At 66.1% G+C, this 15,577-nt stretch carries 19 protein-coding genes; 12 read left to right on the top strand and 7 right to left on the bottom strand.

The window, feature by feature from the left end:
- Positions 1–267: 267 nt before the first annotated feature.
- The 5 genes from IE097_RS02695 to IE097_RS02675 all read right to left on the bottom strand — a co-directional run bounded on the left by IE097_RS02695 (position 268) and on the right by IE097_RS02675 (position 5,099).
- Entirely contained in the window at positions 268–1,605 is a 1,338-nt protein-coding gene (locus tag IE097_RS02695) for an ATP-binding protein (RefSeq protein ID WP_189458585.1), read from the bottom strand.
- The gene (locus IE097_RS02690; RefSeq protein WP_189458584.1) at positions 1,602–2,276 is read right to left on the bottom strand and encodes a response regulator; all 675 of its coding nucleotides are present in this window, start codon (positions 2,274–2,276) and stop codon (positions 1,602–1,604) included. Before IE097_RS02690 ends, IE097_RS02695 begins: the two co-directional genes overlap by 4 nt.
- A 42-nt stretch (positions 2,277–2,318) precedes the next feature.
- The gene (locus IE097_RS02685; RefSeq protein WP_189458583.1) at positions 2,319–2,783 is read right to left on the bottom strand and encodes a hypothetical protein; all 465 of its coding nucleotides are present in this window, start codon (positions 2,781–2,783) and stop codon (positions 2,319–2,321) included.
- A 283-nt stretch (positions 2,784–3,066) separates the two neighbouring features.
- Entirely contained in the window at positions 3,067–4,071 is a 1,005-nt protein-coding gene (locus tag IE097_RS02680; protein ID WP_189458582.1) for a TonB family protein, read from the bottom strand.
- 44 nt (positions 4,072–4,115) lie between these two features.
- Complete coding sequence (locus tag IE097_RS02675; protein WP_189458581.1) at positions 4,116–5,099, bottom strand: serine/threonine protein kinase; 984 nt, start codon at positions 5,097–5,099, stop codon at positions 4,116–4,118.
- Positions 5,100–5,347: 248 nt separating this feature from the next.
- On the opposite strand from IE097_RS02675, the gene IE097_RS02670 reads away from it, so the two are divergent.
- Positions 5,348–5,995 carry an NADPH-dependent F420 reductase gene (locus tag IE097_RS02670; RefSeq protein ID WP_189458580.1) on the top strand — a complete coding sequence of 216 codons (648 nt, stop codon included), beginning with the start codon at positions 5,348–5,350 and terminating at the stop codon, positions 5,993–5,995.
- A 159-nt stretch (positions 5,996–6,154) separates the two neighbouring features.
- A complete protein-coding gene (locus tag IE097_RS02665; protein ID WP_189458579.1) occupies positions 6,155–7,444 on the top strand; it encodes a chloride channel protein in 1,290 nt (429 codons plus the stop codon).
- Positions 7,445–7,458: 14 nt separating this feature from the next.
- Here the strand turns inward: IE097_RS02665 and IE097_RS02660 are convergent, their stop codons facing one another.
- Together IE097_RS02660 and IE097_RS02655 are read right to left on the bottom strand one after the other, a co-directional pair.
- Positions 7,459–8,277 carry a DUF2145 domain-containing protein gene (locus IE097_RS02660; protein WP_189458578.1) on the bottom strand — a complete coding sequence of 273 codons (819 nt, stop codon included), beginning with the start codon at positions 8,275–8,277 and terminating at the stop codon, positions 7,459–7,461.
- Positions 8,277–8,666 (bottom strand): hypothetical protein, encoded by a 390-nt coding sequence (locus IE097_RS02655; RefSeq protein ID WP_189458577.1) that lies wholly within the window; start codon positions 8,664–8,666, stop codon positions 8,277–8,279. Before IE097_RS02655 ends, IE097_RS02660 begins: the two co-directional genes overlap by 1 nt.
- Before the next feature lie 267 nt (positions 8,667–8,933).
- Between IE097_RS02655 and IE097_RS02650 the strand changes: the two genes are divergently transcribed.
- The 10 genes from IE097_RS02650 (at position 8,934) to IE097_RS02605 (ending at position 15,556) form a co-directional block, all read left to right on the top strand.
- Positions 8,934–9,779, top strand: coding sequence for a 23S rRNA (adenine(2030)-N(6))-methyltransferase RlmJ (locus tag IE097_RS02650; protein ID WP_189458576.1), 846 nt, complete (start codon positions 8,934–8,936; stop codon positions 9,777–9,779).
- A gap of 75 nt (positions 9,780–9,854) precedes the next feature.
- A complete protein-coding gene (gene modA / locus IE097_RS02645) occupies positions 9,855–10,610 on the top strand; it encodes a molybdate ABC transporter substrate-binding protein (RefSeq protein WP_189458575.1) in 756 nt (251 codons plus the stop codon).
- Positions 10,607–11,005 (top strand): TOBE domain-containing protein, encoded by a 399-nt coding sequence (locus IE097_RS02640; RefSeq protein WP_229797385.1) that lies wholly within the window; start codon positions 10,607–10,609, stop codon positions 11,003–11,005. Before modA ends, IE097_RS02640 begins: the two co-directional genes overlap by 4 nt.
- Entirely contained in the window at positions 11,002–11,688 is a 687-nt protein-coding gene (gene modB, locus IE097_RS02635; protein WP_229797384.1) for a molybdate ABC transporter permease subunit, read from the top strand. The genes IE097_RS02640 and modB overlap by 4 nt, the downstream gene beginning before the upstream one ends.
- Positions 11,682–12,545, top strand: a complete 864-nt coding sequence (locus tag IE097_RS02630; protein ID WP_189458573.1) for a sulfate/molybdate ABC transporter ATP-binding protein — start codon at positions 11,682–11,684, stop codon at positions 12,543–12,545. Before modB ends, IE097_RS02630 begins: the two co-directional genes overlap by 7 nt.
- Before the next feature lie 25 nt (positions 12,546–12,570).
- On the top strand, positions 12,571–13,065 hold the full coding sequence (locus IE097_RS02625; protein ID WP_189458572.1) for a DUF6714 family protein: 495 nt from the start codon (positions 12,571–12,573) through the stop codon (positions 13,063–13,065).
- A 54-nt stretch (positions 13,066–13,119) separates the two neighbouring features.
- Positions 13,120–13,482, top strand: a complete 363-nt coding sequence (locus tag IE097_RS02620; RefSeq protein WP_189458571.1) for a nucleotide pyrophosphohydrolase — start codon at positions 13,120–13,122, stop codon at positions 13,480–13,482.
- On the top strand, positions 13,479–14,153 hold the full coding sequence (gene bioD, locus IE097_RS02615; RefSeq protein WP_189458570.1) for a dethiobiotin synthase: 675 nt from the start codon (positions 13,479–13,481) through the stop codon (positions 14,151–14,153). The genes IE097_RS02620 and bioD overlap by 4 nt, the downstream gene beginning before the upstream one ends.
- 68 nt (positions 14,154–14,221) lie before the next feature.
- Complete coding sequence (locus tag IE097_RS02610) at positions 14,222–14,797, top strand: SCO family protein (RefSeq protein WP_189458569.1); 576 nt, start codon at positions 14,222–14,224, stop codon at positions 14,795–14,797.
- Positions 14,798–14,806: 9 nt separating this feature from the next.
- On the top strand, positions 14,807–15,556 hold the full coding sequence (locus IE097_RS02605; RefSeq protein WP_189458568.1) for a flagellar brake protein: 750 nt from the start codon (positions 14,807–14,809) through the stop codon (positions 15,554–15,556).
- Positions 15,557–15,577 lie beyond the last annotated feature (21 nt).

Genomic DNA, 15,577 nt, shown 5'->3' with positions numbered 1-15,577 from the left:
ATCGGCGACAAACGCCAAAAATTGATTGAAAAAGCCAAGCAACCACAAAAAAACAAATAAAATCAATCAGCTACCAGCGCACACCCACCTCTTCCGGCTTGTCCAATAAAAAGCCAGACGCACCATGCTTACACGCTGACTTCATTCACCCGCCAAGTACTGGCAGCCTGTGTGCGATGCAGAATCGTAGCGCGAGGGGCAGCCCTTTTTGCCAATTCATTCATGGCCAGTCAATTTTTCATTGATTTTGCGACAGCAAAACAACCTTTACTGGATGGGTGAGCGCTGTGTGGCTCCATGCGGGGCTTGCGGCAGCACTACGGTCACCAGCAACCCGCCCAGCGGCGACGCGCGCAGCGAGACTTTTGCCCGGTGCGCTTCGGCCACGGCGCGAACGATCGCCAGCCCGAGGCCGCTGCCCGCGCCGGCGCTACCCGGGCGGCGGTAGAAGCGCTGAAACACCTGTTCACGCTCGGCTTCGGGGATGCCGGGGCCGCTGTCGGCGACGGTGAGTTGCGCGCGGCCCTCGCCGTCCGCGTCGATGCGGCGCAGTGCAACGTCGATCCGGCCACCGCTCGGGGTGTAGCGGATGGCGTTGCCGACGAGGTTGGCGACCAGCGAGCGCAGTGCATCCGCATCGCCAAGTACCTGCAGCTCGGGATCGATGTCAGTGGCGCCCAGATCAAGCCCGGCGGCGATGGCCAGCGGCGCCTGTTCGGCGAGCACGGCCGTCACGACGGGCGCCAGCACCAGCACCGTGTGTTCGGATGCGGTTTCGTTGCGCGCCAACGTCAGCAACTGGTTCAGCATGTGGCCGGCACGGGCGAGGCCGGCCTTGAGTTCGGCAATCGCCGCGGCACGGCCGGCATCGTCCGGTGCGCGCTCCAGACTGGCGAGCTGCAGCTGCAGCGCCGCCAGCGGCGTGCGCAGTTCGTGCGCGGCGTTAGCGGTGAAGGCGCGTTGCGCGGCCAGCGCATCGCCCAGTCGCAACAGCAGGCGGTTGGTTTCGTCGATCAGCGGCTGGACTTCGTCGGGCGCCAGATTCGCCGGCAGCGGCGCCAGCGCATCCGGCGTACGCGCGGCCACTTCGCGGCGCAACGCTTCCAGCGGCCGCAGCGCCCGGCCGATCACCCACCAGGCACCGAGCAGCAGCAGCGGCAAGGCGATCAGCAGCGGCACCGTGGTGCGCCAGGCGGTATTCAGTGCAAGCCGGTTGCGCGTCTGCATCGGCTGGGCGATCTGGATCACCTTGCCCGGCACGGCGACGGCATAGGTGCGCCAGTCGCCCTCGCTGGTCGCCGCGATGGCGTAGCCGAGCTGGACCTGCGCCGGCAGCACGCGGTGCGGGTGCGAGTAGTAAAGCTGCACGCCGTCCGGGTCCCAGACCTGGATAACGAAATCGAAGCCGGCCGTGGTTCGCAGCGACGAGCGGCCGGGGATGAAGGTCTGGTTGACCACCGACAGCGCCAGCTGGCGCAGCTGGTAGTCGAACAGCTCGTTGGCTTCGTTGCGGGTACGGTGGAAGGCCAGCGCAGCAGCGACGGCGATGACCAGCGCCATGCCGCCGAGCAGCATCAGCATCAGTTGCCGACGCAGCGAGCTCATGCGGCCTCCGGCGGCTGTTTGGGCACGTAGTAGCCGACGCCGCGCAGATTGAGTATCCACGCCGCACCGAGCTTGCGCCGCAACGCATGGATATGCACTTCAACCGCGTTGCTGGCGACTTCCTCGTCCCAGCCGTACAGCCGGTTTTCCAGCCGTGCCCGCGACAGCGGCGTGCCGGGTTTCTGCAGCAGCTCGAACAGCAGCGCGTATTCGCGTGCCGACAGCGGCACCTCGCGCTCGCCCAGCCAGACCTGATGGCTGGCCAGATCGAGCCGGAGCGCACCGTGCTCGAACAGCGGACTGGCACGGCCGGCGTGACGGCGCTGCACCGCGCGGATGCGCGCCAGCAGCTCGTCGAAATCGAAGGGTTTGACGAGATAGTCGTCGGCCCCGGCATCCAGCCCGGCGATACGGTCGGACACGGCGTCACGCGCGGTCAGGATCAGCACCGGCGTGGCACTGCCGCGCTGGCGCAACTGGCGCAGCACGGTCAGGCCGTCGGCGCGCGGCAGGCCCAGATCGAGCAGCACCAGCCCGTACTCCTGCTGCTGCAAAGCCAGATCGGCCGCCACGCCGTCGGTGGCGCGGTCGACGCTGAAACCGGCGTCGCGCAATCCGGCTTCAAGGTGACGGCCGATCATGTCGTCGTCTTCGGCCAGCAGCAGTCGCATGGTGGGCAGGCCGGCGGTCTGCCGGCGAAAGTCGGAATCCGGCTAGTCTTCGCCAGCGGCAGCCTTGGCGTCAATCACCGCGTTGATCGCACCGCCCTGCAGCGGCAGGTCCGAACTGGCCCAATCCTCGATCTGCACCTTGCCGGTGATCCGGTCGGTCCAGCTGCTGCCCTTGGCGGCCGTCGGTGTACCGGCTGCGGCAGCCGGCGCGCTGGCCTGCGCCGTTCCGGCAATCGGTTGTGCCACGGAGGGGGCTGCGGGACGCAACGGTTCGGCCGGCAACACCACCGGAACCGGCGTGGCGACAACCGGCGCCACCGGTGCGGCGACAGTTGCCGGTTTGGGCGCGGCCACCGCGGAGGACGCAGCAGATGCAGCCACGGCGCGGGCACGTGCATCACGGGCCCTGGCCTGCTCGGCCTGCAGCTCGACCGGCGCCGAGGTGTCGATTGCCAGCGCGGCCACCGGCAGCAGCAGCAACACGGCGCTCAAAAGGGTTCGGTTCATGCGCAAACTCCGGAAACGATGACGACCCGAACGGGCGCCCTGCCCGCACACTAGCGCCGGGCAACATCGGAGAAAATCAGGGTTTACCCATCCTCAAACCGGTTTAACCAGTTCATCCAACCGCAGTAAGCGGGACGCAAAACACACAGCAGGTGTGCGTACCCGCACTCGACAGCGCTGGTCACGCCGCCATTCCGGCCAGCCAGCCCGTAGCAACGATCGTCGGTATCGTTCGCAAGATGCATCCTTGCACAAGGAAGCAATGACAGCGCTACGGCACTTGTCAGTCCGTACTAGCTGCCGGTGCCGACATCCGCTCAAGATAGACCGACACGGCTTCGACAACGGCGATATCGGGCATCTCCTCACCAATGTTCAAGCTGTGCCACGGCACATCGGGAACAACGCCACGGCCGGCGATCGACCTGCTGCCGGCATCAAGCCATTCAACCCTGAACTGGCCCAACAGCATCGAAGCATCACCGGCAGTGTTGCTGCCAACGATCGTCGCCCTTTGGTAATGCTGCAAAGCGGAGGCGACAAGCTCGGCAGACCACGCTGTTTTCTGATTCACCAACACCCCTACCGGCACGGTCTTGAAATAGGCTGGGAGTTCCGCGAGCGGGTCGGGTGTTTTGTAGAATTTCTTGTAAAAGTCAGAGCCGGACCGGAGACGAACTGGCGCATCTTTGTCACTGCGTTTCAGCGTCGCCAGCGTGAGCCCGTCGGGCAGAAACGCCGACGCAAGCACGACAGCATCGTACATCGTGCCGCCGGTATTGCCACGCAAATCCAGAATGATGAACCGGGGCGCAGCGGCCGCTTGCCGCAGTACTGCCGCACCAAGATCACGTCCCAAGCCGGTATATATCTTGCCGATGCGGATCATCAGTACGTCGGGATCGGCAAATTTATCCAGTTTGAAGGCGTCGCGATTGTCATTAAGCTTGAAATCGATCGGCACAATGACCTTCGTCCCGATTGATTCGCCGCTTTTCAGCTTGGCCGGAACATACCGAAGCGATGCGGCGTATTTCTGCGCCGAGGCATCCAGCGCCGGAAATCCCGAGCTGAGCCTGATCGAGGTGTCTTCAACACTGCCATCCTTCCGCACGTTGACCAAGACCTGCACCAGACCTTCTTCGCCTTTCTCGCGGGATGTTTTCGGATACTCCGGTCGAGTGGGTACGCGCGGTTGAACCATGGTCGCCATGGGCTGCGGGCTGTCATCTGCCCAAACCGGCATCTGGCCGAGCGCTAAAACGGTCGCAAACAACATGCGAATCATGGCAATTCTTCGTCGGAAAAATAGATCTGGCACCGCAACCAGGCTCAAACCGGCCACAGCGGCGGCTCGGCCATCGCCTCGATCTGCTCGCGCAGCGCGTAGATGTGTTCCTGCCAGTAGTTCATGGTGTTGAACCACGGAAATGCCGCCGGGAAGGCCGGATCGTCCCAGCGCTGGGCCAGCCAGCCGGCGTAGTGGATCTGCCGCAAGGTGCGCATGGCCTCGACCAGATGCAGCTCGCGCGCGTCGAAATCGCAGAAGTCCTCGTAACCGGCAAGCAGGTCGGCCAGCTGCGAAATGCGTTCGTGCCGTTCCCCCGACAGCAGCATCCACAGGTCCTGCACCGCCGGGCCGCTGCGCGCGTCGTCGAAGTCGACGAAGTGCGGGCCGCCGTCCGTCCACAGCACGTTGCCGAGGTGGCAGTCGCCGTGCAGCCGGATCGCCTTGACGTTGCCAGCGCGTTCAAACGCTTGCGATACACTCGCCAGCGCATCGACGATTACCTGCTGGTAGGCCGTCTTCAGCTCGAGCGGAATGAAGCCCGAGTCGATCAGCCAGCGGCTCGGCGTTTCGCCGAATGACGCCGGCGTCAGCGCCGGCCGGTGTTCGAACGGCCGCGTTCCGCCGACGGCATGGATGCGGCCGAGGAAGCGGCCCAGCCATTCAAGCGTGCCCTCACGGTCGAGCTCCGGCGCACGACCGCCCTGACGTGGGAAGACCGCGAAACGGAAGCCGTCGATGCCGGTGTTCAGCGTGCGGCCGTTGATTTCCAGCGGCGGCACGGCCGGAATTTCCAGTGCCGCCAGCTCGGCGGTGAACGCGTGTTCCTCGAGGATCTGCGCGTCGCTCCAGCGCCCCGGGCGATAGAACTTGGCGATCAGCGGCGCGCCATCGTCGATGCCGACCTGGAAGACGCGGTTCTCGAAGCTGTTCAGCGTCAGCAGATGGCCGGAGGTGGCAAGGCCGACGGCATCGAGCGAATCGAGCACGGTATCGGGTGTGAGCGTGGCGTACGGAGTGGTGTTCATCGGCCGATTGTAAGCGATGCGCCGCGCGAGCACGCGATCCTGCAGCGTGGCCGGCGGCACGAACCGCCGCGCGCCACGGCTTGCCGGCTTCGTTGCAGTTACGTCAAGGGCAAGCTCGGCCAACGCCCGGCCCGGCGGCATACGCCACCATGACGACGGCATCGGCGCGGATGAGCCGCAGCGGTGCGCCGCCCGGCATCGGTGGACCGCCGTCCGGAAAGCGGCAACTCAATCACAGGAGCGTTGCAATGAAAATCGGAGTTCTCGGATCGGGCGATGTGGCCAAGACACTGGCCAGCGGTTTCCTCCAGCATGGCCATGACACGATGGTCGGTACGCGCGACACGCAAAAGCTGGCGCAATGGGCCGGCGACCACCCGCAAGGCCGGACCGGCAGCTTTGCCGAGACCGCGGCTTTCGGCGATGTCGTCGTCCTTGCCGTCAAGGGAGATGCAGCAGCGGCCGTGCTGGACGCTGCGGGCGCCGCAAATCTCGCCGGCAAGCCGGTCATCGACACCACCAACCCTATCGCCGACGCACCGCCGGACAACGGCGTGCTCAGGTTCTTCACCAACCTCGACGATTCGCTGCTGGAGCGGCACCAGCGGCAGTTTGCCGGCGTGCATTTCGTCAAGGCATTCAACTCGGTCGGCAACAACCGCATGGTCAACCCGCAGTTTCCGGGCGGAAAACCGACCATGTTCATCTGTGGCAACGATGCCGGTGCAAAGCAGACGGTCGGTGGCCTGCTCGACCAGTTCGGCTGGGAGGTGGCCGACATGGGTACGGCCGAAGCCGCGCGTGCGATCGAACCGCTGTGCATGCTGTGGTGCATTCCGGGCTTCCTGCGCAACGAGTGGACCCACGCGTTCAAGCTGCTGCACAGCAGCACCTGAAGCCCGCCACAGCACACAAGCCACGCGCACCGCGTGGTTTTTTCATCCCCTGCCATCCCCTGCGCCGGCAGTCCGGTCCGCCACCGCGACGATGAAAAGAACGCCGGCAGGCTTTAAAGTAGAGCCGCGTGCCAGACCGGCACGAACCGCGAGAATCCGATGCCCGCCTCCGTGCGACTGGCCAAACTGCGCTCCGGCCCGGCCGGCCGGCTTGATCCGCAACTGCTGCGCGTACTCGCTGCGATTGCCGCCGGCGTGATCGGTGCACTGGCGGTCTGGGTCTTCCATCAGGTGCTCGAACACGCCGAAACGTGGCTGTACGGTCATAGCGACGGGCTGGTCGCGGCCGCACGCGGATTGCCGGCATGGCAGCGCATCGTCACGCCGATGCTGGGCGGTCTGGCGGCCGGCACGCTGCTGTGGCGGTGGAACCGGTCGCGCGCCACGCCGGTGCGCCATGCGGACGACTACATCGAGGCGGTGACCATCGGCGACGGCCGGCTCGATCTGCGCGGCGGGCTGGGCAAGGTAGGCGCGTGCTTTCTGGTCGTCGTTGCCGGTGGCGCGGTCGGCCGCGAAGGGGCGATGGTGCTGCTCGCCGCGCTGGCCTGCTCCTTCATCGGTGCCCGCTGGCGCCACCTGATCGACCTGAAACTGACGGTCGCCTGTGGCGTCGCGGCGGGGTTTGCCGCGGCCTACCACGCACCGCTGGCGAGCTCGCTGTTCATTGCCGAGGTACTGCTGGGCTCGCTCGCGCTGGCGGCGATCGGACCGGTGATCCTTGCCGCCGTCACATCGGCGCTGATCACCCATGCGCTGGCCGGCGACGCAACGCTGTATCAGGTGGCCGCGAGCACCCCGCTCGATACGACCGGGCTGGCACTGGTCGCGCTGGCCGGCGTCGTGGCCGGCGTACTCGGACCGCTGTTCCTGTTCTGGCTCGACGGCAGCAAGGTTGCCTTTGCCCGGCTGGGCTGGCCACAACCGCTGACACTGGCCGCCGGCGGCCTCGTGGTCGGACTGGTGTCGGTGCTGCGGCCCGAAGCCTGGGGCAACGGCTACAGCGCGGTGCAGGCGCTGCTGCTGGAGCCGGCGACGTGGCAGATCGTCGTACTGATCCTGCTGTGCAAGCTGATCGCCGTGGCCGGCAGCATCGGCTCCGGCGCGCCCGGCGGCGTGTTCACACCGACACTGCTGGTCGGCGCCGCCTTCGGCCAGTTGCTGACCCACCTGGCCGCCCCGCTCGTTCCCGGCAGCGGCCAGCTGTTCACGATCGCGGGCATGGGCGTGTTCCTTGCCGCAACGACGCACGCACCGGTGATGTCGGCACTGATGGTGCTGGAGATGACCGGGCAGGTCCAGCTGCTGTTGGCGCTGCTGCCCGCCTGCGTGATCGCGGCCGGCATTGCCCGGCGTCTGCGCGCGGCATCGGTCTACGCCGGCCACTGACGGGGCCGGCACCGCTACAGCGGCGGCAGTGGCTTTGCCTCGACGACATAGGTGCGGCTTTCCTTGTTCTGCCGCAGCAGGAACGCCACGACGGAATCCACCGTGACCGTGTCGATATGCCCGCTCATCCGGCGGTCGGTCGGATGATCGTCGAACGCGACGTTGGCCCTGAAAAGACGTCCGCCGAGCCGCTTGAAGGTGCCGATCTGCAGGTCGCTGGGCTGGTAACCGGTCAGCTTCAACCACTGCTGCGCCTGCGGCCGCGCCACGATGTCGACATCCCTGCTCATGGCCGCCGCGAGCCCCTCGAGCACCCACTGGTTCGAGTTCTGGTACTTGGTCGAGAACGGGTAAGCCACCATGCTGTATCGGTCTCCGCGCAACTGCTGCATGGCGGCCGGGTTGGACAGCCACGCCTGCAGGCGCTCCTGTACCGGCTGCGACGGCACCAGAATCAGCGCATCGTAGGCAAACATATCGTCCATGAAGAAGTTGCCCAGCCCTTCGCGCCAGAGATCCGACTTCGCCGTACCGCACTCGTTGAGCAGGTGCGCAACCCGCCACTGCCCGTTTTCCTTCGGATCGCGCCACACGAACGCCATGTGCGAGTAGCGCATCCGGTATTCGGACAGATCCTGACCGACGCGGGCGATCAGTGCGACCGTCGGCTGCGGCTGGAGCTGCTCGAGCTTTTGCTGGCTGGCGTATCCGGCAGCCATGGCCTTCCTGAAGACTTCGGGTTTCGGCGGTGCCTCGCTGCAGGGACGGCCGGCCCAGGCCGAGGCGGCAGCGACCCCCAGCCACGCCGCCAGGACGAGTTTCGAGCAGCGCATCACTGCGCCTTGCCTGCGGAAACGCGGGACTGGTGCAGCAGGGCGGTGCCGACTTCGTTCGGGATGAAGGCCAGCATCTGCCCCGAAGCAACCAGGACATAGCCGGTACTCTCGGCGGTGACGCGAACCGACGTCCCGACTGCAACGCCGAGCGCCTTGAGCCTGGCTTCGCTGGCGTTGATGACGTACCGGCTGCCATCGCTGGCCTTTTCGACGGTCACGGCGCTCACCTCGCCTGCGCCATACCCCAGACCCACCACGGTCAGCACCACGCCCGCCGCGAGCGCGCCCGAAGCCTGAACCGGTTTGCCGGTGACCGACAGGAGCGGCGACATCACCGACATGTAGCCGCCACTCAGCATCAGGTCGCTGCCGTTGACATCGGCCAAGGCAGGGCCGGCACAAAGGCCTGCAAGCATCAGAGCGGGAACGGCACGGAACATCGTCATCACAAACCCCATTCAGCAGAAAAAACAGGATTGATGTCAGAAAAATCACAAAAAAGTCAAAATCATTTCGTAAGGAACGCGCCCTCACCGGCCCGACGACGGCACTTTTTTCCACGTCTGATCACGCGCGAACCGCCCGGCAGGCGTCCGCGGTTTGGCAAGCGGCGCCCAATGCCGGAAAATCCCGTCTTTGCAAAAGGTCTTCCCATGCTCAGCTACCGCCACGCCTTCCACGCCGGCAACCACGCCGACGTCCTCAAGCATTTCATCCTCGTCGAGCTGCTGAGCTATCTGAACCAGAAGGACAAGGCCTACTGGTATGTCGATACCCACGCCGGCGCCGGCCTGTACCAGCTGACCGAGGGTTATGCGGCGAAGAACGCCGAGTTCGAGGGCGGCATTGCCCGGCTGTGGCAACGCAATGACCTGCCCGAAGCGCTGGCGCGTTACGTCGAGGTGGTCCGCCGTTTCAATCCGGACGGCAAGCTGGCGTTCTACCCGGGTTCGCCGCTGGTCGCGCAGGCGGTGATGCGCCGCGACGACAAGCTGCGGCTGTTCGAACTGCACCCGAGCGACAGCAAGCTGCTCGAAGCCAACTGCGAGACGCTGGGCCGGCAGGCACAGGTCCAGCTCGGCGACGGGTTCAACGGCCTGAAATCGGTACTGCCGCCGCCGCCGCGCCGCGGCCTGACGCTGATCGACCCGCCGTACGAGGACAAGGGCGACTACCGCACCGTGGTCAAGGCGATGGAAGAAGGCCTGCGGCGCTTTGCCACCGGCACGTTCGCCATCTGGTATCCGACGCTGCAGCGCGCCGAATCGCGCGAGCTGCCCGAAGCACTGAAAAAGCTGCCGGCCAAAGGCTGGCTCGACGTGCGTCTGCAGGTGCAATCGCCGTCGGCCGACGGCTTCGGCATGCACGGCAGCGGCATGTTCATCGTCAACCCGCCGTATACGCTCGCCGACACGCTGAAACCGGTGATGCCGCTGCTGGCCGACGCACTGGCACTCGATACCGGCGCCGGCTTCACGCTGGAACACCATTCGGCCTGACTAGATCGTCCGGCGTATCGCACGTGCGCCGCCAGCGCCGATATACTGAACCCGACGTCATACAAGGAAAGAAACATGCGCTCGCTCCGCTTTCTCTTCGCCGGTCTGGCCTTTGCCGCACTCTCGCCCGCGTGGGCCGCGCCGATCAACGTCGCCGTTGCCGCCAACCTGCAGTACACGTTTGACGATCTGGCCAGGGCCTACAAGGCCGAGACCGGGCTCGACGTGAACCCGAGCTATGGCGCATCGGGCAAGTTCTTCGCCCAGATCGGCAATGGCGCCCCCTTCCACGTTTTCCTGTCCGCCGACGCGAACTACCCGCAGAAACTCGATGCCGCCGGCCTGACGCTCGAACCGAGCAAGGTCTATGCGCATGGCGCGCTGGTGCTGTGGACGCTGAAGGACCTCGATCTCAAGCAGTGGGACAAACTGGTCCGCGAGCCGGGCATCGAGCGCATCGCCGTCGCCAATCCGGAAACCGCGCCCTACGGCCGTGCCGCAGTGCAGACGCTGGCGCACTTCAAGCTGACCGAGGCAACCCATTCCAAGCTGGTGTTCGGCGAAAGCATCGGCCAGACCAACCAGTTCATTTCGACCCGCGCCGCCGATCTCGGCTTCACCGCCAAGTCCGTCGTACTGTCGACCGAAATGCAGGGCAAGGGCCGCTGGCTGGAGCTGCCGGCCGCCGCGTACGAGCCGATCGCCCAGCGCGCCGCGCTGCTCAAGTACTCCGCCGACCACGATACGGCGGACGCGAAGCGCTTCTACCAGTTCCTGTTCTCGCCAAAGGCGCAGGACATCTTCAAGCAGGCCGGCTACAAGCTGCCATGAACCGCATCCCCGCTACCCTGACCCGGGTCGAGCACGGCGCCGGCATGACGCTGATCGAGGCCGAAGCCGCGGCCCGCAGCGGCCTGCCGCTGGTCGCCACCATCGTCGGTGAAGTCGCCCTGACGGTCGGCGCCGCGGTCGTGCTCGCCTGCAAGGAAACCGAAGTCGCGCTGGCCAAGCACCTCAGCGGCGAGATCAGCCTGCGCAACCGCCATGGCGCACGCGTCGTGGGCCTCGACAGCGGCAGCGTGCTGACGCGCGTGCAGCTGGACTGGCACGGCCAGCGCATTGCCTCGGTCATCACGACCGGCTCGGCGCAACGGCTCGGCCTGCGCATCGGCGACGACGTCGAATGGCTGGTCAAGGCCAACGAGATGGCGGTGGAAACCGCGTGATCGCGCTGCAGGCGGCCGACATCCAGCCGTTCTGGCTGACGCTCAAGCTGGCCACGATCACCACGATGGTCCTGATCGTGCTCGCAATTCCGCTGGCCCGCTGGCTGGCGTTCGGCCGATCGCCGCTGCGCCCGATCGTCGAGACGCTGTGCAACCTGCCGCTGGTGCTGCCGCCCACCGTGCTCGGTTTCTATCTGCTGGTCTCGTTCAGCCCGGTGTCGTTTACCGGCCGCTGGCTGCAGGACGTGCTCGGGCTCAAGCTCGTGTTCACCTTCAGCGGCCTCGTCATCGGCTCGGTGATCTTCAGTCTGCCCTTCATGCTGCAACCGCTGGTGGCGGCATTCCGCCAGTTGCCGTCCAACCTGATCGACGCCGCACGCACGCTCGGCAAGACCGAAGGCACGATCCTGACCCGGGTGATCCTGCCCAACGCCCGTGCCGGCCTGCTGTCCGGCACCGTACTGGCGTTCGCGCATACCGTCGGCGAATTCGGCGTCGTGCTGATGCTGGGTGGCGGCGTGACCGGCGACACCCAGGTCGCATCGATCGCGCTGTACCGCAAGGTCGAGGCGCTCGACTACGCCGGCGCGCACAGCTACGCGCTGGTGCTGGTGTCGTTCGCCTTCGTCGTGCTGCTGCTGCTGAGGCTGATCCAGTCGCGCCACGAGACCCGGCCATGCTGAACCTGGCGCTGACCCACACGATCCCGACGCCGGAAGGCCCGCGTCCGCTGCACGTCGAGCTGGCGCTGTCCCCGGGCGAACGGCTGGCGCTGTACGGTCCGTCCGGCGTCGGCAAAACGACGCTGTTGCGGCTGATCGCGGGCCTTGCCCGCCCCGACCAGGGCCGGATCGCGTTCGGCGACACCGTCTGGTGCGACACCGGGCGCCGCGTGCACGCCCCCGCGCGCGAACGCCGTGTCGGTTACGTGTTTCAGGACTACGCACTGTTTCCGAACATGCGCGTCCGCGACAACCTCGCCTTTGCCCAGCCGACCCCGAACCGGAACCGGCTGGACGAGCTGCTCGCGCTGACCCGGCTGGCGCCGCTGGCCGAACGCTACCCGCACCAGCTCTCCGGCGGCCAGCGCCAGCGTGTCGCACTGGCCCGGGCGCTGGCGCAGGAACCGCAACTGCTGCTGATGGACGAACCGCTGTCGGCGCTCGATCCTGCCCTGCGCGTCGCGCTGCGCGAGGAAATCGACGAGATCCTGCACACGGTGCAACTGACAACGGTCATCGTCAGCCACGACCTCGGTGACGTGTTCCGGCTGGCGCACCGCGTTGCCGTGCTCGAACCGGGCAAGGTCGCCGCGCTCGGCACGCCGCGCGACGTGCTGCTGCCGCCGACACCCGGTGGCCGCCACGCGCTCTCAGGAACCGTCCTCGCCATCGAACCTGCCGACGTGCTCTGGCGCGTCACCGTCGCCATCGGCAACGACACGGTGGCAACGCTGAGCGCCGACGTCGACCAGCTCCGCATCGGGGCACCGGTGGCGGTGCAACTGAACGGCAGCAGCGCGGTTTTGCAGCCCGCATGATTGCGCTATTGCATCGAGGGATCGCTTGAACAGCGAGGAGAAACAAAAGCTTGTACAACGCATAGAGAATGCGTGGCGGGGCATCCCGCGTCCGGAAAAAGCGCATATTTCCGTACAATCAAACGACGACGGCGTCGCCGACTATTTCGCTGGAACACGCTGGCAAGGCCATAGCGTCGATCAGCTCAGGCGGCAAGAATCCGCTCTCTGTATTTTCTTTACGCCGGCAGCCTACCACTATTGGCTGCCCGCCTATTTGATCGCAGCCCTCGACGATCCCGTCGGTCTCGATGTCGTCACCGACCACCTGATCGGTTCGCTCTCACCGCACCCGCTAAAAAACAGCCTTGGCGCCAAGACGGCGGCAAGGCTGGCCTTGCTCACCAAGGAACAACTCGCGATCGTCATTTGCGTGTTTGAGCATATCGAATCGGTGTTTGCCGATCCGGACTGGCCAGAAGCCACTATGACTGAACGGATCGCCATCGAGCACCTCCACACGCTTCACGATGCGATGTAGCCTCAGCCGCAGAACCGCCCCAGTACGCAAGCCTCTCACGAACACCTATCGCCCATGAATATCGATGAACTACAAACCCGCCTGCGCGCCTTCAGCACCGAGCGCGACTGGGACCAGTTCCATACTCCTAAAAACCTCGCCAGCGCGCTGTCGGTCGAAGCGGCCGAACTGCTCGAACTGTTCCAGTGGCTGACGCCGGAGCAGTCGCAATCGTTGTGTGCCGACCCCGGGTTCGCCACCCGGCTGGGCGAGGAAGTCGCCGACGTGTTGCTGTACCTGCTGCGGCTGGCCGACGTCGCCGGGCTGGACCTGAACGCGGTGGTCGAGCGCAAGCTGGCGCTCAACGCCGAAAAGTATCCGGCCGACCTGGCCCGCGGTCATGCGCGCAAGCTCGACGCGCGCGAGGAGCGGTCATGAACACCTTCTTCATCACCGGCACCGATACCGACGTCGGCAAGACCGTCGCCACCTGCCAGTTGTTGCGCGGCTTTGCCGCGCACGGGCTGCGTGCGGTGGCGATGAAACCGGTCGCCTCGGGCTGCACCACGGTTGACGGTGAACTCGTCAACGCCGACGTCGAAGCGCACCGCGCTGCCGGCAATGTCCCTGTCCCGGACGAACTGGCCAGCCCCTACCGTTTTGCGCCGCCGATTTCGCCGCATCTCGCGGCCCGCGAAGCCGGAATCACGGTCTCGCTCGACCACCTCGCCGCTTGCGCAGCGCAGTTGCAGACGCTGACCGACGTGCTGCTGATCGAAGGCGCCGGCGGCTGGCACGCGCCGCTGACCGACGAGGCCGACATGCAGGTACTGGCGCAGCGCCTCAACGCGCCGGTGATCCTCGTCGTCGGCATGCGCCTCGGCTGTCTCAACCACGCACTGCTGTCGGCCAATGCCGTCGCCGCCGCCGGGCTGCCGCTGGCCGGCTGGATCGCCAACCGTATCGATCCGAACATGGACCGCTACGCCGACAACCTCGACTGGCTGAAGCGCTACCTTCCGGCGCCGATGCTCGGCGAAATCGCCCATACGCCGGATGCCGCGGGCGGAACGCTGGACACACCGGCCGTTGCGCAACTGATAGCGTAAGGTTGAAAGCTGCTTGCCGCCAAGGCCGGCCCATTGCACACTCGCGGTTTGATTCCGACCGGCTCATCATGCGCGCCTTCCGACTCCTGCTTTCCGTTGCCTTTGCCTTGCTGCTTGCCGCCTGTGGCCAGTCGACCAGCTTCCAGGGCAGCGACATTTCCGGTGCGAGTTTCGGCGGCGATTTCACGCTGACGGCGCAGGATGGCAAACCGCGTAAGCTCTCGGACTTCCACGGCAAGGCCGTCGCACTGTTTTTCGGCTACACCCAGTGTCCGGACGTCTGTCCGACGACGATGGTCGAGCTCAAGGAAGTGATGAAGCAGCTGGGCCCGGATGCCGACAAGGTGCAGGTGCTGTTCGTCAGCGTCGACCCCGCGCGCGACACCACCGCGGTCCTGGCGCAGTACGTGCCGGCGTTCGATCCGCGCTTCATCGGGCTGACCGGCAGCAAGGCGGACGTCGACAAGGTGGCCGGACAGTACAAGGTCATCGTCCAGCAGCAGGGCGACGGCGCCAACTACACCGTCGACCACAGCGCCGGCACCTACCTGATCGACAAGCAGGGCAAGCTGCGCGTGCTGGTCAACTACGGTGCGGGCAGCGCGGTGCTCGGCCACGATCTGCGTGCCCTCGTCCAGGAATAAGCTTCACCGATGCACGACCCGAACCTCCACCCGCTGGCCGAGAGCGACGACCTCGCGCAGTACACGCTGTCCAACCCGCTCGAAGTCGCCGCCGTGCTGCGCAACCTGATGAACCGCGGCGATTTCGTGACGATCTATTTCGACCGCGGCAAGTCGATGCTGACGACGCGCATCCTCGACGTCGACGTCAAGGCGCGGCGTTTCCGTTTCGACTGGGCCGGGCAGGACGCCATCAACCGCGCACTGCAGGCGTCGCCGCGCAACGTGTTCGTCGCGCTGCCCGACGGCGTCAAGGTCCAGTTCGTCTGTGGCGCGCCGACCATCGTCGAGTACGACGGTGCGTCGGCGTTCGAAGCCGCCCTGCCCGAGCAGCTCGTCAAACTGCAGCGACGCGAGTTCTTCCGGCTGCAGACGCCGATCGTCAACCCCTACCGCTGCCGCGTCACCCTGCCCGACGGCACTGCCGCCAGCTTCAACCTGCACGACATCTCGCTCGGTGGAGTCGGTCTGTGGGCTGGCGCCCTCAATGTCGGCCAGCTGACGCGCGGCGAGATCCTGCACGGCGCAGCGCTCGACCTCGGTGCCGGCATCGCCTTCCAGACCGACCTGTCGGTTCGCGGTACCCGCACCGTACTGCTGCCGCAGGGCGAGCAGCAGCTGCTCGGTTGCCAGTTCGTCGCGCTGCCGCGCGGTGCCGAAGCGGCGCTGCAGCGACAGATTGCCCAGCTCGAACGCGAACGCCGGGCGCTGACGGGCTAGGCCCAGCCACTTTCCCTGCAG

Source organism: Jeongeupia chitinilytica (assembly GCF_014652315.1).
Lineage (GTDB): Bacteria > Pseudomonadota > Gammaproteobacteria > Burkholderiales > Chitinibacteraceae > Jeongeupia > Jeongeupia chitinilytica.
Note: the sequence above shows the minus strand (reverse complement) of the source record. Positions and strands in the feature narration are given on the sequence as shown.